Here is a 25,044-nt window from a genome sequence, read left to right on the forward strand (position 1 = left end):
TAGTCAACTGTCACACTTGGGGTCATGTCCCGCGCCCAAGCCACCCAGGCCCGCATCCTGCGGGCGGCCACCGCCGAATTCGCCGCCCACGGCCTGGCCGGTGCCCGCGTGGACCGCATCGCCCAGGCAGCCTCGGCCAACAAGAACCTCATCTATGTCTATTTCGGCAGCAAGGAAGCACTGTTCGACGCCGTCTTCGAGGCCCAGGTCACCCAGGGCCTCGAAGCCGTCCCGTTCACCGTCAACGACCTGCCCGCCTACGCCGGGCAGGTACATGACCACTGCCGCAAGCATCCGGAGGTCATCCGGCTGACCGCCTGGCACCGGCTGGAAGGCGCCGACCGGCCGGAACCCACTACCGCAACGCCCGCCTACGCGGCCAAGCTGGCCGCCATCGAAACCGCTCAACGCGACGGACGCGTCAGCGACGCCTGCCCTCCGGCCGTGTTGCTGGCACTCATCGTCGCCCTGGCCACCGCCGACAGCCCCGTCGGCGCGACCACGCCCCCCGGCCCGGCCAACTGGCCCGGCCGCGACGACGAGATCCGCGCAGGCATCGTCGAAGCCGTCCGCAGACTCATCGCCCTCCCGCAGAACATGTGAGCCCACCCTTCACCGCCCGGGTCTGGCTGGGCCACCACCTCACCGGCAGCGCCGACCTCCTGGATCTGGACACCCTTCACCACCACCTTGCCGGCGCTCACCGCGAAGCAGCGGTTCACGCGCGTCAACATGGCCGTGCCCGCGTGGGCCGCATCGACTCCGAGATCCACACAGGCGAGTCGACGTCGGCGACCCGGGACTTGTCCGGCCCGCACAGTGAGGCCTGCATGGCACACGGCAGTGATCCATGCGACAAGGCAGGCGCGACAACAGAACCTGTTCGTCTCCTCGCAGCAGTCCCAGAAGCGCGCCTAAGCCGGCCGTACCGGGCTGACCGGAGCGGTCCGGCGGGCGCGGGCCCACAGCAGGGCGGCCAGCGCGACGGTGAAGGCGGTCCAGGCCACGTAGATCCCAGTCAGTCCGAGGCCAAGGGCCAGCCCGAGCAGCCAGCTCAGCGGGATGAGCAGGAGATAGTCCCCGGCGACGTTGGCGATCATCACCGAACGGGTGTCGCCGTGGGCCCGCAGGAAACTGCCGAAGGCCATGGCGGGCACCATGGGCGCCAGGCTCAGCAGGGCCAGCGGCACCACCGACCAGGCCAGCGCGGCCACGGCGCCGTCGCCGGTGAACAGGGTCAGCAGCGCCGTTCCGCCGATGAGCACCAGGGCCGAGGGGACAACGTACACGATCAGCAACAGCCGGGTCCCGATGCTCCGCCACCGGACGGCCTGCTCCGAGGAGCCCGCGCCGACCTCGTGCCCGGCGAGGATGGCGATGGAGGCGGACGCCGAGGCCATGACGGTGAAGACGACGAGCAGCAGGTTGTCCACGATGCGGTAAGCGGCCAGGTCCGGGGTGCCCATCCGGGCGGCGAACCCGGTGATCAGGGCCTCGTTGAGGTATCCGAGGCCCATGGCGCTCATCTCCGGCCAGCCGATCTTCCAGAGCTTGCCGGCCACCGGGGCGCCGTCGCCCGGGACGCGGGGCAGCCGGGCCCGGCCGTACACGAGCAGGAAGGCGGTCCCGGCCGTGGTCGCGGCCAGCGTGGCCAGGGCCGCGCCGGTGACTCCGAGGCCGGCGGAGAAGATCAGCCACAGCCCGAGCGGCAGGTTCACGAGGTTGACCACGAGCGCGTGCCACATGGACGCGCGGGTCACACCAACTCCCGAGCAGGCGCTCTGCAGCGTGAAGGACGCGGCGGCGAACGGCACCGCGAACGCCAGCACGCGCAGGTACGCCACCCCGGGCCCGATCAGCTCGGCGGAGGCGCCCAACACGGTCAGCACGGGTTCGGCGACCATGGCCAGCACGGCGCCGATGGCCATCCCGGCCAGGAACGAGGTGGCCAGCCCGACCCGGACGATCCGCGCCACCGCGGCCGGATTCCCGGCGCCGTGCGCCTGGGCGACCGTGATCTGCACGGCGGTGGCCCAGCCTCGCACGACGACCAGGGCGACCAGGTAGACGGGGGCGGCCAGGGCGAAGGCGCCCAGCGCCGTGGTGTCGTAGCGGGCCAGCAGAGCGGTGTCGACGATGTTGACGATGATCTGCGTCAGCCCCGCCACCAGCAGCGGCAGCGTCAGCGCCCACATCCGCCTCACAGGACGGCCCGGGCGGCTTCCAGGAAGGCGGCGTCGCGGTCGAGCAGGATGACCGTGTCGGCCCGGGACTCCCGCCACACCGTCAGCCGCTCGGTCATCGCCTGGACCGGGCCGACCAGCGCCACCTCGTCCAGCAGCCGGTCGGGCACCGCGCCGGTCGCGGCGGCCCGGTTGCCGTCGGCGAAGTGTTTGCGGATGTCGTGGGCGGGGCCCTCGTAGCCCATCCGCACCACCACGTCGGCGTAGGTGTTGCGGACGCCGGGCGAAGCCGCGCCGATCAGGTGCGCGTAGAGAGGCCGTAACTTCTCCCGCCCCTCCTCGACGGTCGGGGCGTGCGCGACGTACAGGATGGGACAGATCTTCACGTCCTGCTTCGCCCGTCCGGCTTTGGCGATGCCCGCGTCCAGCGGGGCCAGGATGGCGGCCTCGTGTTCGGGGGCGTACATGCCGGACAGCCAGCCGTCGGCCAGTTCGCCGGTGAGCCTGAGGTTGCCGGGCCCGATCGCGGCCAGGTAGATCGGGATGCGGGGGCGCAGCGGGGTCATCTCGGAGCGGATCGGCCGGGCCCGACCGGTCGAGCCCGGCCCGGTGTAGGGCAGACGGTAGAGCTCCCCGTCGTAGGCGACGCGCTCCTCGCGAGCGGTGGCCTTGCGCACGATCTCGACGTACTCGCGGGTGCGGCGCAACGGGCGCTCGTACGGCAGGCCGTGCCAGCCCTCCACGATCCAGGGCACGGAAAGGCCGAGGCCCAGCTGGAAGCGGCCCCGGGACAGGACGTCGAGGGTCATGGCGGTCATCGCGGTCGCCGCGGGAGTGCGGGCCGGGATCTGCATGATCGCGGTGCCGAGCTCGACGCGCTCGGTCACGGCTGCCAGGTAGCCGAGCACACTGACCGCGTCGGGACCGTACTCCTCGACGCTCCACACCGAGTCCACGCCGATGCTCTCGGCGTGCCGGATCACCGGGAGCACCTCCTCCATGGGTTCGCCGCCGTAGCCCATGGCCAGTCCGAGCCGCATATGTCCTCCTACGGGGTCAGGCGAACGGCAGTGGTTGCCGCGTGAGATCGGGTGAGGCGGGCAGCCGGGTCCCGCCGAGGAAGGGGAAGGCGGCAGGGGCATCGCAGTACAGGCCGGGCACGATCACCCGGGCGACCTGCAGGTCCGATCCCGGGACGGTGAGGTCGACGGCGTACGCGCGGAAGGCCGCCGATGTGGTGACGGGGCGTCCCGTGGGCGCGCGCAGCCGGTCCAGCGCCTCACCCTGAAGGCGTTCGTCCAGGTAGATCTGCACGTGCAGGCGGACGTCGTTGACGTCACGCCAGCCACGCCGCAGATCGTCGAGATAGCGGCGGTCGTCACGACGTTTCAGGTACGGCGGGCCGGCATCCCGGCGCAGCAGCACGCGGCCGTTCTCGTAGGTGCCGACCGCCTCGGTGAACGCCTTGGCGGCGGCCTCGGCCTCGGTGTCCCGGCAGGCGCTGCCGAAGCCGACGACCCGGCGCCGTGGATCTTCGACGAACACTCCGGCGACCGTGGCACCGAACTCCGAGGGCAGCCGCAGCAACGTGACCGTCAGCCCGGACCCGGCCGCCTCGCGCAGCGCTGCGGCGAGCGGCCCGCCGGCGGGTTCCTCGATGGGCGCGGCCGGGGCGTTACCCGCCCACCAGATGGTGACGGCATCCCGCTCCAGCACCTCCCGCAGTGCCGCCCGCCTCGCCTCCTCCCGCGTCGGGGCGGCGGCGGTGCCGGCGAGAATCGGGTAGTTGGTCAGCGGCTCGGCCCGGCGCGGGCCGGTGAAGTAGTTGACGTAGACCAGCGAGGCGGGCACCAGAACCCGTTCGCCGGAGGTCAGGTCTTCGGCGGGCACCCAGGCGATCTCCAGGTCCCGGGTGATCGGCACGAAGGGGAAGCCCCGGGCGGCGTACTGGTCCGGCGAGTAGAGAGCGAGGTCATCGGGGTCGATCGCCGCTCGCCTCAGATCGCGGTAAGCGGCCTTGAGCAGTTCTCCGGGTACCTGGTTGGCGCTGTGGCGTTCCACCGCCTCCCCGATCGCGGCCGAACGCGCCGCCTCCTCGTCGCCGAGCGCGGCGCCACCGGTCACCTCCTTGCCCTGTGCGGGGAAGGCGGAGTAGGAGACCAGACTGGGAACGACGGGCTCACATGGGCGGTCCCGGCGCACCTCTCTGATCACGCGTTCTCCTCTCGCCGGGCGGCCGGGGCCGCGTTGGCGGCGGCCCCGGCCCGAGGTGACCTACTCGTCGTCGTCCTCACGCCACTCGAACGGTGAATCCACCGCGGGGGTGTGGGACTTCAGGCACCCCTGAGGCTCTTCGGGCTCGGCGAAACCGTGATGCGCCATGTCTCCTCCTTTGCGAGAGAAATGCAGGTACGAACCACTTGCGATAACCATAGGCACAGGTTCGGGAAGAACTCAATCGTTCATTCTTCGAGCAATGCGCAGTCTCCGCATTTGATCCCGTTGGGCACCCGGTAATAAAGGCAGCACGTGGTACGCCGGAATGTCAGGTCCGGGGAGATCAGGTCGCCTTTCCCGGCCAGCCCGCCCCGGCCGAGCAGGCGGGTGATCAGCCGGGCCGCGGGTCCGGCGAGATCCGGCCGGGCGCTCACCACGGTACGGCCGGCCTCGGCCAGGGCGGAGGCGGCGTTGCCGTACAGCAGGCCGGAGGCGACCTTCACCCGCAGTCCCTTGGCGAGCGCGTCCAGGTGCGTGCGGACCACCATGTCGTAGAGCAGCTCGGTGACCTGCTCCTCCGTCCCGGCTACCCAGCCGGCCAGGGCGGGGAGCCGGACACCGGCGCCCTCGTCGGCGCGGTCCAGGCGGGTCAGGTCGGGGATCACGCCGTGGGTGAGCACGGCGCCGACGACCGGCGACCAGAGCCGCGCGGCATGGCCCAACTGGGCGATCGAGGCGCCGATGCGGAGTTCGCGGGTGTCGTATCTGGCGGCGACGGCCTCGACCAGATCCATGAACCCTCGGTCGTAGTCGGCGCGCACGTCATGCCATCCGGCGGTGCCGGCGCCGATGTGCGGAGAAAAGAAGGAACCGAATTCGGCGACCTCTTCCAGCGCTGCTCGGACCGATTCCCTGGACGCCGATTCCATTGCTCCGCGCTCCATTCGTAAAATCGCATGGCGAAAATGCCGAACGTCGAATCCGGCTGTTCTGCGGCGGGGATTTCAGCTCAAGGCGCGGCTCCCTCCGGTGCGGAGGCTCACCTGCGGAATCCCCGTCTCGGGGTGGGCGGCCACCTCGCCCTCCACCCGGTAGACGTCGGCCAGCAGGGCGGGGGTCAGCACCTCGGCGGGCGTGCCGAGAGCCACGACCTGGCCGCCGTCCATGACGCAGAGCCGGTCGCAGAACGCGGCGGCCATGTTGAGATCGTGCAGGGCGATCACGGCGGTGACACCAAGCCCGCGCACCAGGTTCAGCGCGTCGAGCTGGTGCCGCAGATCGAGGTGGTTGGTCGGTTCATCGAGCACCATCGTGGCCGGCCGCTGGGCCAGCGCCCGCGCGATCAGCACCCGCTGCTTCTCGCCGCCCGACAGCCGGTCGAAGGGGGCGTAGGCCAGATCGGCCACGTCGAGCCGGTCGAGCGCGTCGGCGATGATCGCCCGGTCCCGGGCGTTGTCACCGTCGAACGCGCGCTTGTGCGGAGTCCGGCCCATGGCGACCACGTCGTACACGGTGAGCTCGAAGTCGCCGCCGGTCTCCTGGAGCACGGCCGCCAGCCGCCGGGCCAGCCAGCCCGCCGGCATCTTCCAGACGTCCTCGCCGTCCAGCAGCACACGGCCCGACGTGGGCCTGAGGGCCCGGTAGAAGGTGCGCAGGAGCGTGGACTTGCCCGCGCCGTTGGGCCCGGCCAGTCCCAGCACCTCGCCCTTGGCGACCTCCAGGGAAATCTCACGGACCAGGTCCCGGCCGCCGATGCGGACCGACACGTCCTCCACGACCAGTGTCACTTCGATCGCCTCCGCATCAGCCACAGGAAGAACGGCCCGCCGACCAGCGCCGTGATGATCCCCACCGGGATCTCCTCCGGCGCGATCAGAGTGCGGGCCACGAGATCGGCCGTGACGAGAAAGGCCGCTCCGAGCAGCGCCGTCGCCGGGAGTGCCCGGCGATGATCGGCGCCGATGAGCAGGCGGACGACGTGCGGCATGATCAGCCCGACGAACCCGATGGACCCGCTGACCGCCACGATCGTGCCGATCATGATGGCCACCAGCACGAACAGCGCCGCCCGGAACCGGTGCACGTCCAGCCCGAGCGAGGCCGCCGCCTCCTCCCCGGCCAGCAGCAGGTTCAGCGGCCGGGAGACCCCGAGCAGCACGAGCGTGCCGGCCAGTACCGCCACGGCCGGAATCCACACCATCGTCCAGGTCGTCCCGGCCAGGCCACCGAGCATCCAGCGCAGCGCCGACTGGGTCTTGTGCGGGTCGTTGGACGTCACCACCAGGAAGCTGGCCACGGCCGACAGCACCTCGGCCATCGCGACCCCGGCCAGCACCAGCCGCACCGTGGTCATCCGGCCGCCGGACCTGGCCAGGAAGTACACCGCGACCAGCGCGGCCAGAGCTCCGAGGAACGCCGCGACGGGCAAGGAGAACGCGCCGAACACGGTGAGGCTGAACACCACCACGCTGACCGCGCCCACGCTCGCGCCGGAGGACACGCCCAGCAGCATGGGGTCGGCCAGCGGATTGCGGACCAGCGCCTGCAGCGCCATGCCGCACACCGACAGCCCGGCGCCGATCACCGCCGCGAGCAGCACGCGAGGCACCCGTACGTCCATGACGATGGTCTCCCGCACGACCGGCCAGGTGGGCTCGGCCAGCGCGGGGTGCACGCGGTGCAGCAGGATGCCCCACACCTGCTCCGCCGGGAGCGTGACCGACCCGGCCGCGATCGCCGCCGTCGCCGCCGCGCCCAGCATGACGAGCAGCAGGGCGATCACGATCGGGTACGGCAGGCCGGGCCGCCGCGCACCCACCTTCGGATACGGCAGGCCCAGCCGCCGCGCATGAACCTCCGGCCCGCCTACCTTCGGCTCGCCCACGTTCGGCTCGCCCACCTTCGGCCCGCTCACTTGAAGCGGTCGGCGTGGAGCTGCCTGGCCAGGGCTTCGACCGCCGCCGGGGCGCGCACACCGAGCACCACCGACGACAGCGGCAGCACCGCCAGCCTCTTGTTCTTGATCGCCGGCACGTCCTTGAGCGCCGGGTTCGCCAGCAGGAACCGCTGCTTGTCGGCCACCGACTGCTCGCCGTAGTCGTAGATGACGATCCACTCGGGCGCGCGCTCGGCGACCTGCTCGAACGAGACGTCTCCCCAGGTCTTGCCGAGGTCGGCGAAGACGTTCTCCGCCCCCGCCAGCTTGATGATCTCGTTACCGATGCCCGCGCCGCCGGCGGTGAAGGCGGTCTTGTCGCCGCTGTCGTAGACGAACAGCTTCACCGGCGCCGCCCCGGCCAGCTTCTCCCGTACCCCGGAGAGGGTGGCGTGCAGCTTGGCGAGCAGCGGCTCCGCCCGGCCGGGCACGCCGAAGATCTTCGCGACGTTGTGGATCTCCTGGTCGATCAGCTCCATGGTCACCGGGCCCTTGGCGCACTCCTCGACGTTGAGGTAGCTGTTGATCCCGGCCTTGGTGAGGGCGTCGCGGCTGCGTCCCTGCTTCTCGTCGAAGGTGCTGGCGAAGCCGCCGTAGACGAAGTCCGGCTCCTGCGCCAGCAGGGCCTCGTAGGCGGGGTACTCCTTGGACAGCACCTTCACGCTGTCGTAGGCGGCCTGGTACTCCGGCAGGATCTTGTCGTCGAGGTAGCCGGTACCGACCATCGACTTCTCCAGCCCCAGCGCCAGGAGCACCTCCGTGGCGTGCTGGTTGAGCGAGACCGCCCTGGCAGGCGGGCGTTCGTAGGTGGTCTTCACGCCGCAGTTGTCGATGGTGACCGGGAAGCCCGCGGCGGCGGAAGCGGCCGGAGCCTGCCCGGGAACGGCTCGTTCAGCCGGGGCGCCGCCGCAGGCGGCCAGCACACCGGATACCAGGAGGGCGAGCAGGAGGGACGTAAAACGTCTGCCCGTCATGGAGGGTTCCTCTCACGGAATCTGCACAACGGGGCGGATCGGAAGGAGGGAACGCCAAAGGCCCGCCGGACACCACAGGCCCACTCCTCTCCGGGGAGATCCGCCCCAGTTCATCGAGGAGGCGACCGCGTGAGTCTCCTGGCTCTCGGGTCGAGGCTCGTCCCCGCCTTCCCACCCCGTGGGGGCAGTGGCTCAGTGAGGATCCGCTCGCCGATCACAGTGGCGGGACCGCGCCGGATTCACACCGGCTTCCTCAGTCCGCGCTCGCCTTTTCCCGGCCATCATGACACGAACCAAATCAATTCCTAGCCGTGAGGTTCCACGAACAGCGTGTTCTCCGGAGGCAACGCGCGTGGAAGACGGCCATGAGAGCGCCGCAGGACGCCGGACATGCGGCAGGACGACCGCCCGACGGCGCTGGTGGCCGGAACCTCCACCGGTAGCGGCGTTCTATATGGCCTGCGGCCTGCCGACCTGGTGTTCTGAGTCGTTGACGGCGGCCGCGGTCTGTCCTGAGGCTCGAAGTCCGGGCCGCCGGTGCTGACGCTTGCGCCGGAGTGAGCCCCGCCCGGCCCGGTCAATCGCGGCCATGACCGGCCAGCGCGTCGATCAGGGTGCGGAGCCCGCTCAGGAACGCGGCCTCGTGGTCGAAGGCCCGGACCACGCGGCGGATACGTTCCGGGTCCACGGCCGCTGACTCCAGCAGTCTCTCGCGGGCGGCGCGTCGTTCGGGGGTTGCGCCAGGCAGGTAGCTCAGGTGGCCGAGCACGTACCACCAGAGTTGAAGATACGCGTCGGTGGCTCGGTGGTCGTCGAGACCGAGATCGCGGAACCGGTCCAGTGCCCAGGTGAACATCGCGGTGGCCCGCGGCGCGAACCACTCGCCTTGCCGCAGGATCTCCACTACCCACACGTGCCCCGCGAGGTAGGCGTCCAGTCCGGCGAAGGCGGCGATCAGGCGCTCCTGCGGAGTGCCCTCGTCGGCGGGCAGCGGCGGAAGCCCCTTCGCCACGTCGTCCAGCAGGGCGAGGATCAGTTCCTGCTTGTCCTTGACATGCCGGTAGATCGCCATCGGAGCCGCGCCCAGTTCTGCGGCGACCCGGCGGATGGTCAGCCCGTCCACGCCCTCGGACTCGGCGACCCGCCGTCCGGCCGCGACGACCCTCTCGCGGGTGAGGAACTGGCGACGTCGGCTGGAACTCGTGCTGGCGATCACTCCCTCAACTGTACTCGCGTGGAATTTCTCCAAGCTCTCAAGTAAGGCTAGCCTTGCTTTAGTGTACTAAGTACGCAAGAGTTCGCGGTGGCGGGGTCGCGGCTGCCTCTAGCCATTGAAAATGATTGTCGTTACCATCTCCTGCTGTCTGGCCAGAAACGAAGGGTGTGGCATGTCCACGATGTCAACGGCGCGGCGGGCGCCTTCGGTGCTGGCTCCCGCTCGCGCCACATTGGTCGGCTGCGGCATCCTGACCGCCGTCAGCGCGCTCGCCGGCATGGCGCCGCTGGTCGCCGTGGTGGAGATCAGCCGCCGGCTGCTCCACGGCGACACGGAGGTATGGCCGATCATCGTCGTCGCGCTCGTGGCACTGGCGGTCAAGCAGCTCGGCACCTTCGGCGCGGGGGTTCTGACGCATCTGGCCGACATCCGGGTCTCGTTCGGCATCCGCAGAGCCCTTCTGGGCAAGCTGCGCAGGCTTCCCCTCGGCTGGTTCACCGATCGCAACTCGGGGGCCGTGAAGAAGACCGTTGAGGACGACGTGGCGGCGCTTCATCAGCTCATCGCGCACTCCGTGGTGGAAGTCACGGCGGCGGCGGTCCCGCCGGTGGTGGCGATCGCGTACCTCGTGGTCGTCGACTGGCGCATGGCCCTGATCGGGGTGCTGCCCATGGTGGTCGGACTGGTCGTGTACCAGCGGGCGATGGCGGACGCGGGGACGAAGTACCCGGAGTTCATCCAGTGGCTGACCCGGCTCAACGGTGCCGCGGTCGAGTTCGTCAACGGCATCGGGGTCGTCAAGGCGTTCGGAACGCCAGGCGTCGCCAGCCGCCGTTTTCAGGATGTCTCGCGGAGGTTCGCGCGGTTCTTCCTCGAGTGGGCCCGCTCGACGAGCGCCGCGGGCGTCATCGCGGAGATCCTCCTGTCGCCGCCCAGCGTGCTCGTGGTCATGGCGAGCGCCGGAGGCGCGCTCACCGCGGCGGGCCGGCTACCGGTCGAGAGCTTCATCGCCTTCCTGGTGTTCGGCACGGTCACCACCGCGGGGTTGATGACGGTCATGATGTCGGTGCATCCGCTGGTCACCGCACTGAGCGTGGCCCGTGGCATCCGTGAGGTGCTTTCCAGCCCGGAGCTGCCCGTCCCGGCCCGGCCTGTCGCGCCGGACCCGGACGCCCCAGGTCCTGTGGTCAGCATGCGCGCGGTCCGCTTCGCCTACGGCGACACCGTGGCGCTGGACGGGATCGACCTGGACCTCGAGCGAGGCACGGTGACCGCGCTGGTCGGTCCGTCCGGTTCCGGCAAGTCCACGCTGGCCAAGCTCCTGCCCCGCTTCGACGACCCGCAGGAGGGGACGGTGGCGCTGTACGGCGTGGCCCTGCGCGACATCGACCCGGCCGAGCTGTATCGCCATGTGGCCTTCGTGTTCCAGGAGTCGGCGCTGCTGCGCATGAGCATCAGAGACAACATCCGTCTGGCCCGTCCGGACGCCGATGACGCGGCGGTCCGCGCCGCGGCCGCCAAGGCACAGATCCTGGAACGGCTCGACGAGCTGCCCCGGGGGCTCGATTCCGTGGCCGGCGAGGACGCCGAGCTGTCAGGAGGCGAGCGGCAGCGGGTATGCATCGCCCGGGCCATCCTCGCCGACCGGCCGGTCCTGGTGCTCGACGAGGCGACCGCGAGCGCCGACCCGGAGAACGAGGCCCGCATTCAGGACGCGCTCAGCGAGGTCGCCCGCGACCGTACCGTCCTGGTCATCGCCCATCGGCTGAGCACCATCCGGGGCGCCGACCGGATCGTCGTACTGGACGCCGGCCGCGTGGTGGAGCAGGGACGGCATGCGGAACTGCTCGCTCTCGACGGCCTCTACACCCGGCTGTGGGAGCACGACCAGCGTGCGCGTGAGGGCGCCGTGGCGGGAACGGAGACGCGCTGATGGTCACCATGATCCGATACCTGTTCGAGGTGCTGGACGAGAAGGGCCGGCGGCACCTGCGAGTCATGCTCGTCCTGCAGGCGGCGCAAGGGGTGCTGCAGGGGCTGGGATTCCTGCTCGTGGCACCGCTCGTCGCAACCCTGACGAGCCCGCCCGTGGACTGGCCCGGATTCTGGCTCTGGCTGGGGACGATCGTGGCCGTCGTCGCCGCGCACCATGTGCTGCTGGCCCGGAGCACGTCGCTGGGCTACCTCGTCGGGACGGACGTCCTCACCAGCTTCCACGAGCGCATCGGCAACCATCTCGCCACGCTGCCGATCGGCTGGTTCGGCGGCGACCGTACCGGGCCGGTCGGCCGGATGCTCGGCAAGGGCACGATGGATGTGGCCAACATCCCCGCGCACCTGCTGCGGCACGTCGTCGTCGGCGTGACCGCGCCGGCGGTCATGATCACCGGTAGCTTCCTGCTCGACTGGCGGATCGGCCTCGCCTTCACCGCGGGCGCGGCCCTGTGCGCCCTGGCGCTGCGGCTGCTCATGGTGATCGTCCGGCGTAACGACGACGACTACGAGCACGACATCGGCGCGACCTCCTCCCGCGTCGTCGAGTACGCCCGCCAGCAGCCTGTCCTGCGCGCCTACGGCGTGCTCGACCGGCCCGAGATGGGCACGCTGGAGGAGTCCCTGGTCCGCCAGCAGGGGTCCCAGTCACGCCTGACGATCCGCGGCGCCTGGGGACTGATGGTGTTCTTCGGCACCCTGCAACTGGTGGTCACGGCCGTCATCGCCATCGCCGTCGCACTCACCTTGCAGAGCGTCATCACCCTCCCGGTCATGATCGGCGCGCTGATCGTCACCCTTCGCATGCTTGATCCGATCACGCAGCTCGGCGAGCTGGCCGGGCACGTGCAGGTCAATGCCGATGCGATCGGACGGGTGCGCGCGTTGCTCGCCGTCCCGTCGCTGCCCGAGCCGGAACGGCCCGCCGAGCCCGTGGGCGCCGACGTCGAGCTGCGCGGGGTCCGCTTCGGCTACGAGGACGGCCCTGCCGTACTGGACGGTATCGACGTGACGATACCGTCGGGGAGCCTCACCGCCGTCGTGGGTCCGTCCGGGGCCGGCAAGAGCACGCTGCTGAAGCTCATCGGCCGGTTCTTCGACGTCGACGCCGGTATGGTCGCCATCGGCGGCAGGGATGTCCGCGAGCTCGGAAGCGCGGGCGTGTCGCGGCTGACGGCCCAGGTGTTCCAGGACGCCTACCTGTTCGAGGGCACCATCGCCGACAACCTCCGCATGGCCGCACCGGACGCCGGCGATGCCGATCTCGACCGCGTGGCCGCCATCGCGCGGCTCGACGAGGTCATCGAACGGCTGCCCGACGGCTGGCACACCCGAGTCGGCGAAGCGGGCTCGACCCTGTCCGGCGGCGAGAAGCAGCGGGTCTCGATCGCTCGCGCCCTGCTCAAAGACGCTCCCGTCGTGCTGCTCGACGAGGCCACGGCCGCCCTCGACGCGGTCAACGAGGCCGCGGTCGCCGACGCCATCGCCGTACTGGCCCGTGATCGCACCGTCATCATCGTCGCCCACCGTCTGTCCACCGTGGTCGCCGCCGATCACATCCTCGTCCTCGACCGGGGACGGATCACCGAGCAGGGCGACCATGAAGCCCTGCTCACCGCGGGAGGTACATACGCCCGCTTCTGGAACGAGCGGGTACGCGCCCGCGGCTGGCAACTCGCCCCGAAGGGAACCCCGTGACCACAACAACTCCGGCCGAGCGTCACCTTGACGTGGCCATGAGCCCCAAGGACCTCATCAACATCGGCGTCTTCGGCGCCCTCTACATCGCCGTGGTGTTCGCGATCAACATGCTGGGGTTCGTCAACCCGGCCGTCATGCTGATCGCCCTCGTCGCGAGCATCGTCGCCGGGGGAATCCCGTTCATGCTGTTCCTCACCCGGGTACGGCACGCGGGCATGGTCACGATCTTCGCGATCGTCACCGCCGGGCTCCTCATGCTCACCGGGCATCCACTGATCAGTTTCGTGATCACCATCGGCTGCGCGCTGGTCGCGGAGGTGATCATCTGGTTCGGCCGGTACGGCTCCCGCCGCCTGAGCGTGCTCGCCTACGCCGTCTATTCCGCCTGGTACGCCGGGCCCATGATGCCCATCTTCTATGACCGCGACGCCTACTTCGCGGGCCCCTCGATGCAGATGATGGGCGCCGACTATGTCAGCCAGATGCGGACGCTGCTCTCGCCGGCGGTGCTGCTCGCCTTCGACGTGTCCACGATCGTCTTCGGCCTGCTCGGGGGGCTGCTCGGCCTTCGGCTGACCCGCAAGCACTTCGAGAAGGCGGGACTGGCGTGACCACCAGCCCGGTGGCGGCCTCACGCGAGCGAACCGTCACGGCGGCCCGCTCACGTCCAGCGCTGCGGCTGGACCCGCGGACCAAGGCGGTGCTCGTGCTCGCGACGAGCCTGGTGGTCATGGCCCCGGAAGGCGTCTCGTTCATCCCCGCGGCGCTTGTTCTCGGCGTGCTGCTCGCGTTCAACGAAGGCGCGTGGGTACGGGCGCTCGCGCTGCCGGTCGCCGCGGCCGGAATCGGGACGATCGCCTACCTGCTGCCGATGTACGTCCCGCATCCGGTGGTCGGCGTGGTCGCGACCATGGCCGCGTACCTTGTCCGCCTCGTCGCCATCGGCGGCGTGGCCCTCCATCTGATGTCCACGACCTCGCCCATGGAGCTGACGGCGGCGTTGCGCGCCGCACGCGTACCGCGAGCGATCACCGTCTCCGCGGCCGTGATGCTGCGCTTCCTGCCGACGATCATCGCCGAGGCCCGCGCCGTCTACGACGCCATGCGGCTGCGCGGGATCGGCGGATGGGGCGGCATGCTGCGCCACCCCGTGCTCAGCATCGAGCGCTTCACCGTTCCGCTCATCGCCTCAAGTCTGCGCGTGGCCGAGGACCTGTCCGCCTCCGCGCTGCTGCGCGGGCTCGGCTCGGCCTCCCGCCCCACCGCGATGCGCCCGCCGCGCCTCGGCGCCGCCGACGGGGCGGCCGTTCTCGTCGCGGCGGGGCTCGCCGTGGTCACGGTCCTGTGGTGATCCGGATCGACGGGGTGCGCTGGGCCTACGCGGGCGCGGCCGCTCCCACACTCAACGACTTCACCCTGAAGGTGATGCGAGGGGAGACCGTCGTGCTGTGCGGACCCAGCGGATCGGGCAAGAGCACCGCGCTTCGACTCATGAACGGCCTCATCCCGCACTTTCACGAGGGCGAGCTCGACGGCACGGTTCATCTTGACGGGCAGGCCGTCGCCGACCTGGCACTCGATCAGCTCGGCCGGCTGACGGGCACCGTACTCCAGCACCCGCGCCGCCAGTTCTTCACCGACGAGTGCGAGGCCGAACTCGCCTTCGCGATGGAGAACTTCGGCGAACCCGCAGAACGCATCAGAGAACGTGTCAGCCTGGTCGTGGACGAACACCACCTGCGCGGCATCGCGGGACGGAGACTGCAGGATCTGTCCGGCGGCCAGCAACAACAGGTCGCCTGTGCCGCCGCGGCCGCCCATCGCCCGCCTTTGCTGCTGTTCGACGAGCCCACCTCGAATCTGTCCGCCGCCGCGATCGAGCGCTTCACGGCCACGCTCAGCCGCCTGCGCGCGGGCGGCGCGACCATCATCATCGCCGAGCACCGCCTGCACTTCCTGCGCGGCGTCGCCGACCGCGTCGTCGCCATGCGCGAAGGGCGCGTCGAGACGGAATGGTCAGGCGCGGAGTTCGCCGCCCTCAACGACGACACTCTGTCGGCCGAAGGGCTGCGCACCCTCAGCCCGACCCCACGCCGCGTGCTTCCCCGCATCCGTGCTCATGGCCCCAGCATCGACGGGAACACGCCTTCATCGGGGCCCGTCGAGGCGGGTGTGACCCTGCGTGGCGTGGGCTGCGCCTTCCACGGGCGTCGCGTGCTCGACATCGAGGAGGCGTACCTGCCCGCTGGGGCGATCACCGCGGTAACCGGTCCGAACGGCGCAGGCAAGAGTACGCTCGCCCGCGTCCTCACCGGCCTGCAACGGCACGAGGGCGAGGTGCTCCTCGGCGGGCGGCGGCTCGGGCGCGCGGAACGGCAGCGTGCGAGCGGCATCGTCATGCAGGACGTGCAACGGCAGCTGTTCACCGACAGCGTCTCGGCCGAGCTCCGGCTGGGCCTGTCCGGCGGGGAGCAGTTCGGAGACCTCCTGCGCAGCCTCGACCTCGAACCCTTCCACGACCGGCACCCGTTGTCCCTTTCGGGAGGGCAGCAGCAACGTCTGGTGGTGGCCGCGGCCCGGCTCGGCGCCCGCCGCATCGTCGTGTTCGACGAACCCAGTTCCGGTGTCGACCGCCGCCACCTGCATTCCATCGCACAGGTCATGCGCGAACTCGCCGCCGAAGGCGTCATCGTGCTCGTCATCAGCCATGACGACGAACTTCTTGACCTCGCCGCAGACCGCGAACTCCAACTCAGGGTTCTCGACGGAGCGTCCTCCATCAACAGATAGGGCGCGGGCCGCCCCTTTTGAGGTCGGAGTCCGGGTCCACCTCCTCCACCGTCCAGGTGTTCTTGATCGCGTCGCGGTGGCGCTCGGTCAGCTCGCCGAGCGGGTGTATTCGTCGGCCAGCGCTCTGTAGGGCTCTGGCGTCATCGTCAGCCTCTCGCAGCCGAGCCACCGCATCAGCCTTCCGGCCCAAGACCATGGTGGGCCGGTCGGGGCGGGTCAGTGGCCGGCGATGCCGCGTTCGCGCATGAGACGTTCCACCCGCATGGAACGCCGCGCGCCTGGGAGCAGGCTCCCAGGCGACAATCCTCCACGCGGACGACGAGAACCAGTCCCGTTCGGCCGAGGATGAAAGTCATGATCACTCAAAGATCCCCTGAGCCTTCTCACCGGGCCACGAGACCCGCGACACCGGGGGGAGGACCATGAAGAAGACTCTCGCGATTCTCGCCGCCGCCGCGGCCATCGCAGCAGTGGCGCCGGCGGCCGAGGCCGCGCGGCTGACCTGGAACAAGTGCTCAGACCAGACACTTCCCGCGCCCACGGAGTGCGCCTCGATCGAAGTGCCGGTGAACTGGGCCGAGCCCGACGGCAGGAAGATCCGGCTGGACCTCGCCCGGCTGCCCGCCACCGAACCCGACCGCCGGATCGGCAGCGTCCTGGAGGTAACCGGCGGACCCGGGAACAGCGGCATCCCCGAGGTGAAGTTCGCCGCGTCCAATCTCAAGGAACTGGGCCGCCGCTTCGACCTCGTCTTCTTCCAGACGCGCACCAGCCTGTGGTTCAGAAACATGCCCAAGGTCTGCTGGAAGCCCGGCACCCAAATGGAAGACCCTCGCAGCCGCAAGCGCTACACCGCCCAGACCGCCGCGATGACCAGGTCCTTCCTCGCCTGCCAGAAGGCGGACACCACCGGCCTGTTCGCCCATGTGGACTCCATGTCGATGGCCAGGGACATGGAGGCGATCCGGGCGGTGCTGGGCGAGGAGCGGCTCAGCATGGTGGCCCACTCCTACGGCGGGGTGCCCTCCATCGCCTACGCCCGCCTGTTCCCGCAGCGGATCCGGGCCCTGTACGCCGACGGGGTGATCAACCAGGCCGCAGGCTTCAACGACCAGATGCTCCGGATATCGACCGTCTTCGAGGAGAAGTTCAAGGAGTTCACCGTCTGGTGCGCGGACACCCCCGCCTGCGCGCTGCACGGCGAGGACGCCGAAGCGGTATGGCGCGCACTCGTCCGCGCAGCCGACCGTAAGCCGATCCCCGGCACCTCCGCCGAGTTCGGCAAGGGCGAGATGACCGGATGGATGCTGCGGCAACACGCCTTCACCTACGCGGTTGACCCGGGCAAGGACCACGCGAACTGGCTGGCCTTCGCCGAGTCGGTCGACAAGGCGCGGCGCGGGGACGGATCCGGGTTCGGCGATCACGTCATCACCGGCACCAGCGTCTGGAGCACGCCCGGCGTCCTGGCGATGAGTTGCGGCGACGGTCGCGGCTTCGCCGACTATGACGAACTGCGGAACTACCGTCGCACGGCGGAGAAGACCAGGCCGAATCTCGGCTCCGTCCGGATCGAAGGCGTCGCGTGCACAGGCTGGCCACTGAAGGTGGCCAACCCGGTCCGTCCGCTCCCGTCGCACGGCCTCCCGTCGATCTTGGGCGCGGGAAGCACCTACGGCGACGTGGTGACGACCCGGACCCTCACCGAGATGATCCCGGGTTCGGTGACCGTCACCTACGAGGGACCCGGGCACGTTCTGTGGATGATGAACAAGAAGTGCCCGATCAAGCACGCGACCTCGTACCTCACCGACCTGAAGCTCCCCCCACCGGGCACGACCTGCCCTGCTGAGTGATCTCCGGCGGCAGCCGTACGCCAGGCGATGCTTCGCCCCGCGCAGGGGCGAAGCACATCTGCCGGCCCTCCAGGTGGGGCTGCCGCCGCCGGTGCGCTTGCACGATCTACGGCACGGTGCGGCGACGCTGATGCTGGCGGCCGGTGACGATGTGAAGATCGTGCAGGAAACCCTCGGGCACGTCTCCTAGACCTTCACGCGTGACACCTGTTGTTGTAGGCCGGCAGGATGGTCAGGGAGGCGTTCGTTCGCGGGGTCGTCGGTGTCGAGGAGTCCGGCGTTCGCGAAGGGGGCAAGTTGTTAGGGGAGGGCGTCTTCGGCCCCTTGGGGTCACCCCGCAACCAGCACCGTCACGATCATCCTCGGTCAAACGGACGCGACAAATAGCGCGGCAGAACGAACTACCCACAGCGATGCACGTCACGGGCGGATCGCGCCGTCAGGGATCGCGCCTGTTGCGGCGAGGGTTGCCTCTTCCCAGGCCGGGTGGTGCGGGTTCCTGCCCGATGAGGCCATGGAGGTGGGCGTAGGAGACGGCGTGGATCCGGTCGCGCAGGTTCAGTTTGGTGAGGATGCGCGAGACGTGGGTTTTGACGGTCTCGTCGCCGATGCCGAGGTACTCGGCGATCGCGGCGTTGCTGTGCGCTTGGGCGAGCAGCAGGAGGACCTCGTGTTCCCGGGGGGTGAGGAGGTCGAGACCGGCCGGGGTGGGTGGTGGGGCGATGCTGTCGGCGAGGCGGCTGCTGAGCCGCCGGATGACCGACGGGTCGATGAGGGTGTCGCCGCGGGCGGCCACCCGGATGGCCGCGATGAGTTCCTCGGGCGGGAGGCTCTTCAGCAGGAAGCCGCTGGCCCCAGCGCGTAGCGCCCGATGGACGTAGGCATCCTGGTCGTAGGTGGTCAGCAGGATCACCTTGGTGGTGTTGGCCGGGTCGGCGAGTATCGCCTCCGTGGCGCGCAGGCCGTCCAGGCGCGGCATGCGGATGTCGACGATCGCCACGTCAGGACGTAGCCGCAGGACCTCGCTCACGGTTGCCCGCCCGTCCGCCGCCTCCCCTGCGCACATCAGGTCGGCCTGGGTGTCCAGGACGGCGCGCAGACCGGAGCGGAACATGGCATGGTCGTCGGCGATCAGGACGCGCAAGGTCATGAGGGGTCCAGAGGGAAGGTGGCGGTGGTGATCCAGGTGCGGCCGTCAGGCGAGGGCCCGTAGCTGGTCGAGCCGGCGAACATGGTGACCCGGTCACGGATGCCCTGCAGGCCGCGGTGTGGTGAGCCCAGCCGGGGGCGGATGCCGGCTCCGAGGGGATTCGACGTGGTCACGGTGAGGTTCACGCCGTCGTAGCGCAGGCCGACCTCCGCGACGCGGCCGGCGCCGTGCCTCAGAGCGTTGGTGAGCATCTCCTGCACCACCCGGTAAGCGGTGATATCCAGCGACTCGGGCAGCCTGGACGGGACACCGTGGACGGTCACCCGCGCACTCAGGCCGACGCCGCTCAGTGCGTCGAGAAGTTCCGGCAGATTGTCCAGGCCGGGCTGGCTGTCCTCTCCAGCGGGGTCGCCGTGCAGGATGTCCAGCAGGCGTCGCAGGTCGAGCATGGCGGCCCGGCTGGAGGTCTCCACCGCGGCCAGCGATGTCGTCAGATCCTGGTCGTTCGCCGCCGTCGTGGCCCGTATCCGGGCCACCCCGGCGTGCATGCCGATGGCGCTGACATGGTGAGAGATCACGTCGTGCAGGTCGCGGGCGATGCTGCTGCGCTCCTCGGCGATGGCCGCGGACAGCGCCTGCCGGGCCTCCGCCTGCTCGCGCTCTGAGCGCTTTTCCAGCTCGGCGATGTACGCGCGGCGCGCGGTGGTGTACCGCCCGACGAGCCAGGGCAGGAGCGCGTCGCCCAACACGTTGATCAGGAACCGTCCCCCTTCGAAGCCCGCCCCGCCGGCGATCGGCCGCATGACAGCCGCCCCGGCCAGGCAGAGCAGGGACAGCACCGCCGGTCCCGGGTTCAGCCAGGCGCCCGCCCGGTAGGCGGCGATGAGCAGTCCGGCCCTGTTCAGCAGAGGCACCGGCATCGGGCCGGTGGATGGCAACGCCCCGTCGTGGGCGAACAGCGCCGCGCCCACCACCATGACGGACGCCTGGGCGGCGGCCACCATGCCGGACCGGCGCGGCGCGCCGGCCAGAAGCGCGTCCACCACGACGATCGCCGCCAGCACGGACCAGCTCGTCACCACCGGATAGGAAGGGAAGCGGGGGGAAAGGACGAAGAAGAGAACGTCCACGGTCAAAGTGACCGCGGCGATCACCATCGCCTGGCGGGTCAGCGAGCCGCTGACGTCGTGGATGCGGACGCGCCGGTCACAGCCTTCTCTGCCGGGCACCGGCCCTCCTTCCGTCCACGCTCAGGCCGCCCGCGGCTACGAAATGCGGGCGGCGACAACCCCATGATGTCCGGTCACGGATCACGGGGAGTCCCCCGTCCGGGGGACCACCATCCCCTGATGCTGTGACGACAGCGGCGGGCGGGCATCCCTAGGCTCCCGCACGATGAACGACAGCGCCCCTCCTCGACGCCGCCTCGGCGCACTGTTCGCCCTCCTGGCGGGCACCCTCACGCTGCTGCTCGCCCTCAGCCCGCGGGCCGAGGCGGACTCCCCGGCGGGCGGAGACATGCACGTCGCCCAGACACTTGGCGACCGGGAACTGACGGTCATCCTGCGCCGGGTCACCGGCGTGCCCGGACCGCTGCACGTGGACGTGATCACCCGCACCGGCACGGCGGCCGGTCGCCTCGACCTGGCGGTGCTTCCCACGGGCGTCTCCATGTCCGCGTCCGCCGCCGCGGCGTCGGGTACGACCGTGGACACCGCGGTGGTCACCTTGAGCACCCGGCCGGGGACGTACTCCGCGATTCTGAACGTCACCCAGGCGGGCCCGTGGGAGCTGTCGCTCAGCGACGGGAAGAGGACCGCGAGGATCCCCTTCATCGTGCCGAAGCAGGTCACATCGCCGCCCGAGACCGCGGTCTATCTGGGTTTCAGCGGCGCCGGACTCCTTGTCCTCGTCACCGTTCTGGTCGCTGTACGCGCGCGTCGCGGCTGGTGGACACTGGTGCCGGGCGGCGGCCTGGTCGCCTGCCTGACCGTGGCGGTGACCGGCGCGCTCCTGTCGTCCCAGGTACCGCCGCCGCCGTCCCAGGGAGGCCAGGTCGACGCCACGATCGACGGCGTCAACGATCCCTATGCCGACGCCGGGCGGCCGAGCGGCGACTACGCCCGCCCGCCGGGCACGATGCTGCTGTCGACGTCCACGAACAGGGCGGGAGACGTCGCCGACGTGCGGCTGGCGCTGTCCGACGCGACCACCGGTCTGCCCCTGGACGACGTCGTCGTCCACGACGGGGCGCTGCTGCACCTGCTGGTCGTCGGCCCTTCGGGACAGTTGTGGCATCTGCACCCCGTCATGACCGGTGCAGGCGTGTTCGAAGCACCGTTGTTCCTGCCCGAGGCCGGCCACTACGCGTTCTCCGCCGAGTTCGCCCGCCGGGGCGGCGGCGTCCATCAGGTGCGCTCCGCCTCCGGCATCGACGCGGTGTCCGATGACGCGCGGACGACATCCGGCGACCTGCCGGTGGGAACCGGTTCGCGGACGGTGGCCGGCGTCCCGGTCCGGCTCACGGCATCCTCGCTGACGGCGGGCGAAGCCGTCGTACTGACCGCCCGCGTAGGGGACACGGCGACCCTGCAGCCCTGGCTCGGCATGCTGGGGCACCTGGTCGTCGTCGGCCCGCTCTCACCTGAGGCACCGGTGGGGGCGGCTACGCAGGGCGCCCAGGTGTGGGCCCACTCCCATTCGATGGGCGCGATGCCGGACGGCACTCACGACGCGAGCGGCACGGAGGCGACGGGACACGCGCACGGCACGGGGACGCGCACGTCCTCGCCGGCCATGCCCGCGATGGCCGGGCTGACTTCCGTCAACGGCGACAGCACCGCCGACGAGACCGTCGCCGCATACGGCCCCGACCTGTCCTTCGTCTATACCTTCCCGGCCCCCGGCCATTACCGGATCTGGATCCAGGCCGAGCGCGACCACACCATTCTGACCGCTCCCTACCTGCTCCAGGTGGCCGGCGCCGCGGAGGGGACACCATGAGGCGACGGTTCCTGATCGCCGCGGTGGTCCTGGCCGCGATCCTGCTCACCGCGTTGTCGGTGCATGCGCTGTGGGCGCCATGGTCCGGTACGGCACAGCCCGCGTCCGACGCCCCGCCGGGTTCGGCCACGCTCACCGGCGGCACTGCCCGCGAGACGGTGACCCTGACGGTCGCCACACCCGTCACCGGCGCCACCGCGGTCGACGTCCGATTGGCGCCCCGCGAGGGTGCGTCCGGCGGTCCGGCGCCGGTGGTCACCATTTCCGCGGTGCTGCCCACCGCTGGGCACGCCGTACCGGATCACACCGCGGTGTGGGCCGCGGACGGCCGTCACCACGTGGCCGCCCTTCCGCTGATGATGGCAGGCCGCTGGCAGATTCTGATCGCCATTGACGACGGCGACCGCCACAGCAGGCTCGTCTTCCCGCTCGTCATCCCCCGTTGACCCCACCAGAAAGGCACGAGCCCGATGGACTCCGTTCCCGCATCCACGTCCCGGTCCGCGGGCGCGGCCGGCGCCTACACCGTGCTGGCAGGCACCCTGATGTCGCTGGTCGGCGTCAACTGGGACGTGCAATGGCACCTGGACGTCGGCCCGGACACCTTCTTCACCCTGCCCCACCTCATGCTGTACTCGGGCAGCGCCATCGCCGGCGTCGCCAGCTTGGTGATGGTGCTGCGCGCCACCTTCGCTCAACGGGCCGGCCGGCCGGCCGACACCGCCGGTGGCAGTCCGGTCCGGGTGCTCGGCGGCGCGTTCACCGCGCCCCTCGGCTACCTCGTCGCCGGGACCGGCGGCGCGCTGTTCCTGCTGTACGGCCTGCTAGACCTCTGGTGGCACTCCCTGTACGGCTTCGACGCCGTCCTGGACTCCCCGCCCCATGTCGCCCTGTTCATCTCCATCAGCTTGACCATGGTGGGCAGCGTCATCGTCTTCGCCGCAGCCCGTACCCGGCGCTGGGGCCCGATCGGGCTCATCGTCAGCATCCCCGTGCTGATCATGTTCACCCCGCTCACCACCAATGCCTTCAACAGGCTGAGCCTGCCCATCCAGCCCCAGCTCGCGGGCAGCGTCTTCTTCGCCGTCTGCTTCGTCCTGATGGGCGCGATCACTCTGCGCCGCCGGCGGGCGGCGCTGTCCATAGCGGTCGTCCTCGGGCTCATGCAGCTGTTTCTCTGGTGGTTCTCGCCGTGGGCCGCGAGGGTCTACGCGAACTACGTGGGGCTGCCGCTGCGGGACCATCTCATGGACATCCCGCCCATGCTGCCTTCAGGCATCCCGATGTTCATGCTGGCCGCGGCCCTGGTGATGGAGGGAGTGCTCTGGCTCGGGCGGAAGCGCGGCTGGCCGGTTCGCTGGCTGCCCCAGCTCACCGGTGCCGCCGGAGGTGTGGTGGTGAGCCTGTCGATACTCCTGCAGACTTCGATGCTCCGCGGGGGAGGAGGGCCGGGGCCTTTGGGCCGGTCCGGCGCAGTGACAGCGGTGGTGACGGACGTGCTCGTCGGCCTGGCGTTCGGTGCGCTGGCCGGATTCCTCGCCGCCCGCTTCGCCGTCCTGCTGCACCTCACCATCCCCGCCGATCAGGAAGGCAGCTGACTCGATGCGTCTCAGAACCCTCCTCGCCGTCTGCGCCACGGGCGCGGCCGCACTCCTCCACGCTCCGTCCGCACAGGCCCAGCCCGAGCAGGTGTACGCGCCGGTCGAGGTCGTGCACACGGAGCAGGTGCAGGCCGGCCCGTACCATCTGACCATCGGCTTCTCGACCTGGCCGCTGCGCGCCATGCAGTCGCTGGACTTCACCTTCGTCCCCGATGGAGGGCTGATCGGCAAGTCCGGCACCCTCAGCATGACGGGTCCCGGCATGAAGCAGGGCATGCGCAGAGCGAGCTCCCTTTCCCGCCACCCGCGCAAACGGGATGTCTGGGGCCTCGACATCCAGGCACTGCCCAGGGCCGGGCAGTGGAACTTCACCTTCACCGTCAACGGCCCGCGAGGGAAGGGCGAGGGCACGCTCGGCAACCTCACCGTCCTGGAGCAGCCCGGCCCTCCGCTGGCACTGAGCTGGGCGCTGTGCATGCTGCCGGTGGTCGGGCTGATCGCCTTTCTCGTCGTCGCCTGGCGACGTCACCGTCCTTCCCGCCACCTCGCGACCCTGGGCATCTGACAGCTCGGCGATCTGCTCACGCAGCCGGCCGGTTGAGTGCGCGGTGATTTCCACAGCACGAGCCGGTGGACGACCACCCCGGCTTCAAGAAGGCTTGGCCTGGAGATGGTCGTTGATGCGGTCCCTCACGTCGGCCACCCCGGTGACGGTGCCGGTCAGCGGAGACACCGGCATGGGCGAGACGTGGCCGGCCCGCCGTGTCCCGGCCGAGTCGACGGCGGCGGTGAAGGTGGCCGTGGGCTGCCGCCGTGGCCGCATGTGGTGACGCCTCGGCCGACGCCCGCGTCCGGTGCACGAAGGTCGTCACCAGCGCGATCTGCTTGCTCCAGCCCTGCCTGTCGATGAGCGTGGCTGAGGCAGGGTTCGTCTCGGCCACGCTCCACCGAAGCGCCTCGGGGTGCCCGACTCCACGGTCGCCCGCGTGTTCACAAAGACAGTGCGCGGCCACGGTTCCGTTGAGTGCGTTCCCCTCCTGTCGATCCCTCCCTGCAGAGCAGCCCCGGCGCGCCTGTGTGGCTCATGCATCGCCTCAAACGCAGGCTCCAATCGTCGCCGTGATGCCCGATGGTCATGGGACGGTCTCCAGGGATGGCGGGACTGATATTCGCGGCATAGCCTCGAAGCCGAGAGGAACGGCCATCGCATGACGCCACGGAGGCAGAAAGGATCGTCATGACGGCACTGCTCGAGCTCGTCCCTCGCGACGCCGGCGTCGCCCCGCCCGAGGTCACTGTCGAGTTCCTGGAAGGCGCCACTCTCCACGAGGTCGCCGCCTGCTGGATCACGTGCACGCTCGCGTGCCGGCAAACCGAGAATTCGGCCGTCCCCTCAGCCGACGACGCGAACTGAACCATCCCCGGT

General features: G+C 70.3%; 23 protein-coding genes, 1 pseudogene and 1 riboswitch. Of the genes and pseudogenes, 13 read left to right on the plus strand and 11 right to left on the minus strand.

What is annotated here, in order from left to right; all coding sequences use genetic code 11:
* The first annotated feature begins 24 nt into the window (after nucleotides 1-24).
* Nucleotides 25-603, plus strand: a complete 579-nt coding sequence (locus ACIBKY_RS44320) for a TetR family transcriptional regulator (protein WP_397106833.1) — start codon at nucleotides 25-27, stop codon at nucleotides 601-603.
* Nucleotides 604-914: 311 nt separating this feature from the next.
* On the opposite strand, the gene ACIBKY_RS44325 is transcribed toward ACIBKY_RS44320, so the two are convergent.
* From ACIBKY_RS44325 to ACIBKY_RS44360, 8 genes are all read right to left on the minus strand, one after another.
* Nucleotides 915-2,195, minus strand: coding sequence for an MATE family efflux transporter (locus ACIBKY_RS44325; protein ID WP_397106835.1), 1,281 nt, complete (start codon nucleotides 2,193-2,195; stop codon nucleotides 915-917).
* Nucleotides 2,196-2,200: 5 nt separating this feature from the next.
* Nucleotides 2,201-3,223, minus strand: coding sequence for an LLM class F420-dependent oxidoreductase (locus ACIBKY_RS44330; protein WP_397106837.1), 1,023 nt, complete (start codon nucleotides 3,221-3,223; stop codon nucleotides 2,201-2,203).
* A 16-nt stretch (nucleotides 3,224-3,239) separates the two neighbouring features.
* Nucleotides 3,240-4,397, minus strand: coding sequence for a YcaO-like family protein (locus ACIBKY_RS44335; RefSeq protein WP_397106839.1), 1,158 nt, complete (start codon nucleotides 4,395-4,397; stop codon nucleotides 3,240-3,242).
* A gap of 248 nt (nucleotides 4,398-4,645) precedes the next feature.
* Nucleotides 4,646-5,329, minus strand: a complete 684-nt coding sequence (locus tag ACIBKY_RS44340) for a (2Fe-2S)-binding protein (protein WP_397106841.1) — start codon at nucleotides 5,327-5,329, stop codon at nucleotides 4,646-4,648.
* A 75-nt stretch (nucleotides 5,330-5,404) separates the two neighbouring features.
* Complete coding sequence (locus ACIBKY_RS44345; RefSeq protein WP_397106843.1) at nucleotides 5,405-6,187, minus strand: ABC transporter ATP-binding protein; 783 nt, start codon at nucleotides 6,185-6,187, stop codon at nucleotides 5,405-5,407.
* Complete coding sequence (locus tag ACIBKY_RS44350) at nucleotides 6,184-7,314, minus strand: FecCD family ABC transporter permease (protein WP_397106845.1); 1,131 nt, start codon at nucleotides 7,312-7,314, stop codon at nucleotides 6,184-6,186. The genes ACIBKY_RS44345 and ACIBKY_RS44350 overlap by 4 nt, the downstream gene beginning before the upstream one ends.
* A complete protein-coding gene (locus tag ACIBKY_RS44355; protein ID WP_397106847.1) occupies nucleotides 7,311-8,309 on the minus strand; it encodes an ABC transporter substrate-binding protein in 999 nt (332 codons plus the stop codon). Before ACIBKY_RS44355 ends, ACIBKY_RS44350 begins: the two co-directional genes overlap by 4 nt.
* 110 nt (nucleotides 8,310-8,419) lie before the next feature.
* Nucleotides 8,420-8,616: riboswitch (cobalamin riboswitch) on the minus strand.
* 270 nt (nucleotides 8,617-8,886) lie between these two features.
* Nucleotides 8,887-9,525, minus strand: coding sequence for a TetR/AcrR family transcriptional regulator (locus tag ACIBKY_RS44360; RefSeq protein ID WP_397106849.1), 639 nt, complete (start codon nucleotides 9,523-9,525; stop codon nucleotides 8,887-8,889).
* A 172-nt stretch (nucleotides 9,526-9,697) separates the two neighbouring features.
* Between ACIBKY_RS44360 and ACIBKY_RS44365 the strand changes: the two genes are divergently transcribed.
* From ACIBKY_RS44365 to ACIBKY_RS44395, 7 genes and pseudogenes are all read left to right on the plus strand, one after another.
* The gene (locus ACIBKY_RS44365; protein WP_397106851.1) at nucleotides 9,698-11,458 is read left to right on the plus strand and encodes an ABC transporter ATP-binding protein; all 1,761 of its coding nucleotides are present in this window, start codon (nucleotides 9,698-9,700) and stop codon (nucleotides 11,456-11,458) included.
* A complete protein-coding gene (locus ACIBKY_RS44370) occupies nucleotides 11,458-13,215 on the plus strand; it encodes an ABC transporter ATP-binding protein (protein ID WP_397106853.1) in 1,758 nt (585 codons plus the stop codon). The genes ACIBKY_RS44365 and ACIBKY_RS44370 overlap by 1 nt, the downstream gene beginning before the upstream one ends.
* Nucleotides 13,212-13,829 (plus strand): MptD family putative ECF transporter S component, encoded by a 618-nt coding sequence (locus ACIBKY_RS44375; RefSeq protein WP_397106855.1) that lies wholly within the window; start codon nucleotides 13,212-13,214, stop codon nucleotides 13,827-13,829. The genes ACIBKY_RS44370 and ACIBKY_RS44375 overlap by 4 nt, the downstream gene beginning before the upstream one ends.
* The gene (locus ACIBKY_RS44380) at nucleotides 13,826-14,569 is read left to right on the plus strand and encodes an energy-coupling factor transporter transmembrane component T (protein WP_397106857.1); all 744 of its coding nucleotides are present in this window, start codon (nucleotides 13,826-13,828) and stop codon (nucleotides 14,567-14,569) included. The genes ACIBKY_RS44375 and ACIBKY_RS44380 overlap by 4 nt, the downstream gene beginning before the upstream one ends.
* Nucleotides 14,566-16,008 carry an ABC transporter ATP-binding protein gene (locus ACIBKY_RS44385; protein ID WP_397106859.1) on the plus strand — a complete coding sequence of 481 codons (1,443 nt, stop codon included), beginning with the start codon at nucleotides 14,566-14,568 and terminating at the stop codon, nucleotides 16,006-16,008. The genes ACIBKY_RS44380 and ACIBKY_RS44385 overlap by 4 nt, the downstream gene beginning before the upstream one ends.
* Before the next feature lie 422 nt (nucleotides 16,009-16,430).
* Entirely contained in the window at nucleotides 16,431-17,864 is a 1,434-nt protein-coding gene (locus tag ACIBKY_RS44390) for an alpha/beta fold hydrolase (RefSeq protein WP_397106861.1), read from the plus strand.
* An 85-nt stretch (nucleotides 17,865-17,949) separates the two neighbouring features.
* Nucleotides 17,950-18,051 (plus strand): annotated as a pseudogene (locus ACIBKY_RS44395) (tyrosine-type recombinase/integrase); the annotation flags it as partial.
* 252 nt (nucleotides 18,052-18,303) lie between these two features.
* On the opposite strand, the gene ACIBKY_RS44400 reads toward ACIBKY_RS44395, so the two are convergent.
* Nucleotides 18,304-19,014: a response regulator gene (locus tag ACIBKY_RS44400; RefSeq protein ID WP_397106863.1), complete on the minus strand. Its 711-nt coding sequence runs from the start codon at nucleotides 19,012-19,014 to the stop codon at nucleotides 18,304-18,306.
* Nucleotides 19,011-20,243, minus strand: a complete 1,233-nt coding sequence (locus tag ACIBKY_RS44405) for a sensor histidine kinase (protein WP_397106865.1) — start codon at nucleotides 20,241-20,243, stop codon at nucleotides 19,011-19,013. The genes ACIBKY_RS44400 and ACIBKY_RS44405 overlap by 4 nt, the downstream gene beginning before the upstream one ends.
* A 166-nt stretch (nucleotides 20,244-20,409) precedes the next feature.
* Between ACIBKY_RS44405 and ACIBKY_RS44410 the strand changes: the two genes are divergently transcribed.
* The 4 genes from ACIBKY_RS44410 to ACIBKY_RS44425 are packed head-to-tail and all read left to right on the plus strand — an operon-like array spanning nucleotide 20,410 to nucleotide 24,183.
* Nucleotides 20,410-22,017, plus strand: a complete 1,608-nt coding sequence (locus ACIBKY_RS44410) for a hypothetical protein (protein WP_397106867.1) — start codon at nucleotides 20,410-20,412, stop codon at nucleotides 22,015-22,017.
* Entirely contained in the window at nucleotides 22,014-22,463 is a 450-nt protein-coding gene (locus ACIBKY_RS44415) for a hypothetical protein (RefSeq protein ID WP_397106869.1), read from the plus strand. Before ACIBKY_RS44410 ends, ACIBKY_RS44415 begins: the two co-directional genes overlap by 4 nt.
* 24 nt (nucleotides 22,464-22,487) lie before the next feature.
* On the plus strand, nucleotides 22,488-23,615 hold the full coding sequence (locus ACIBKY_RS44420) for a hypothetical protein (RefSeq protein WP_397106871.1): 1,128 nt from the start codon (nucleotides 22,488-22,490) through the stop codon (nucleotides 23,613-23,615).
* Nucleotides 23,616-23,619: 4 nt separating this feature from the next.
* Entirely contained in the window at nucleotides 23,620-24,183 is a 564-nt protein-coding gene (locus tag ACIBKY_RS44425; RefSeq protein ID WP_397106873.1) for a hypothetical protein, read from the plus strand.
* 84 nt (nucleotides 24,184-24,267) lie between these two features.
* Here ACIBKY_RS44425 and ACIBKY_RS44430 read toward each other — a convergent pair whose 3' ends face one another.
* On the minus strand, nucleotides 24,268-24,441 hold the full coding sequence (locus ACIBKY_RS44430) for a hypothetical protein (protein WP_397106875.1): 174 nt from the start codon (nucleotides 24,439-24,441) through the stop codon (nucleotides 24,268-24,270).
* A gap of 414 nt (nucleotides 24,442-24,855) precedes the next feature.
* On the opposite strand from ACIBKY_RS44430, the gene ACIBKY_RS44435 reads away from it, so the two are divergent.
* On the plus strand, nucleotides 24,856-25,032 hold the full coding sequence (locus tag ACIBKY_RS44435) for a hypothetical protein (protein ID WP_397106877.1): 177 nt from the start codon (nucleotides 24,856-24,858) through the stop codon (nucleotides 25,030-25,032).
* The last annotated feature ends 12 nt before the right edge of the window (nucleotides 25,033-25,044 follow it).

Source organism: Nonomuraea sp. NPDC050394, assembly GCF_044459065.1.
Taxonomy (GTDB): domain Bacteria; phylum Actinomycetota; class Actinomycetes; order Streptosporangiales; family Streptosporangiaceae; genus Nonomuraea.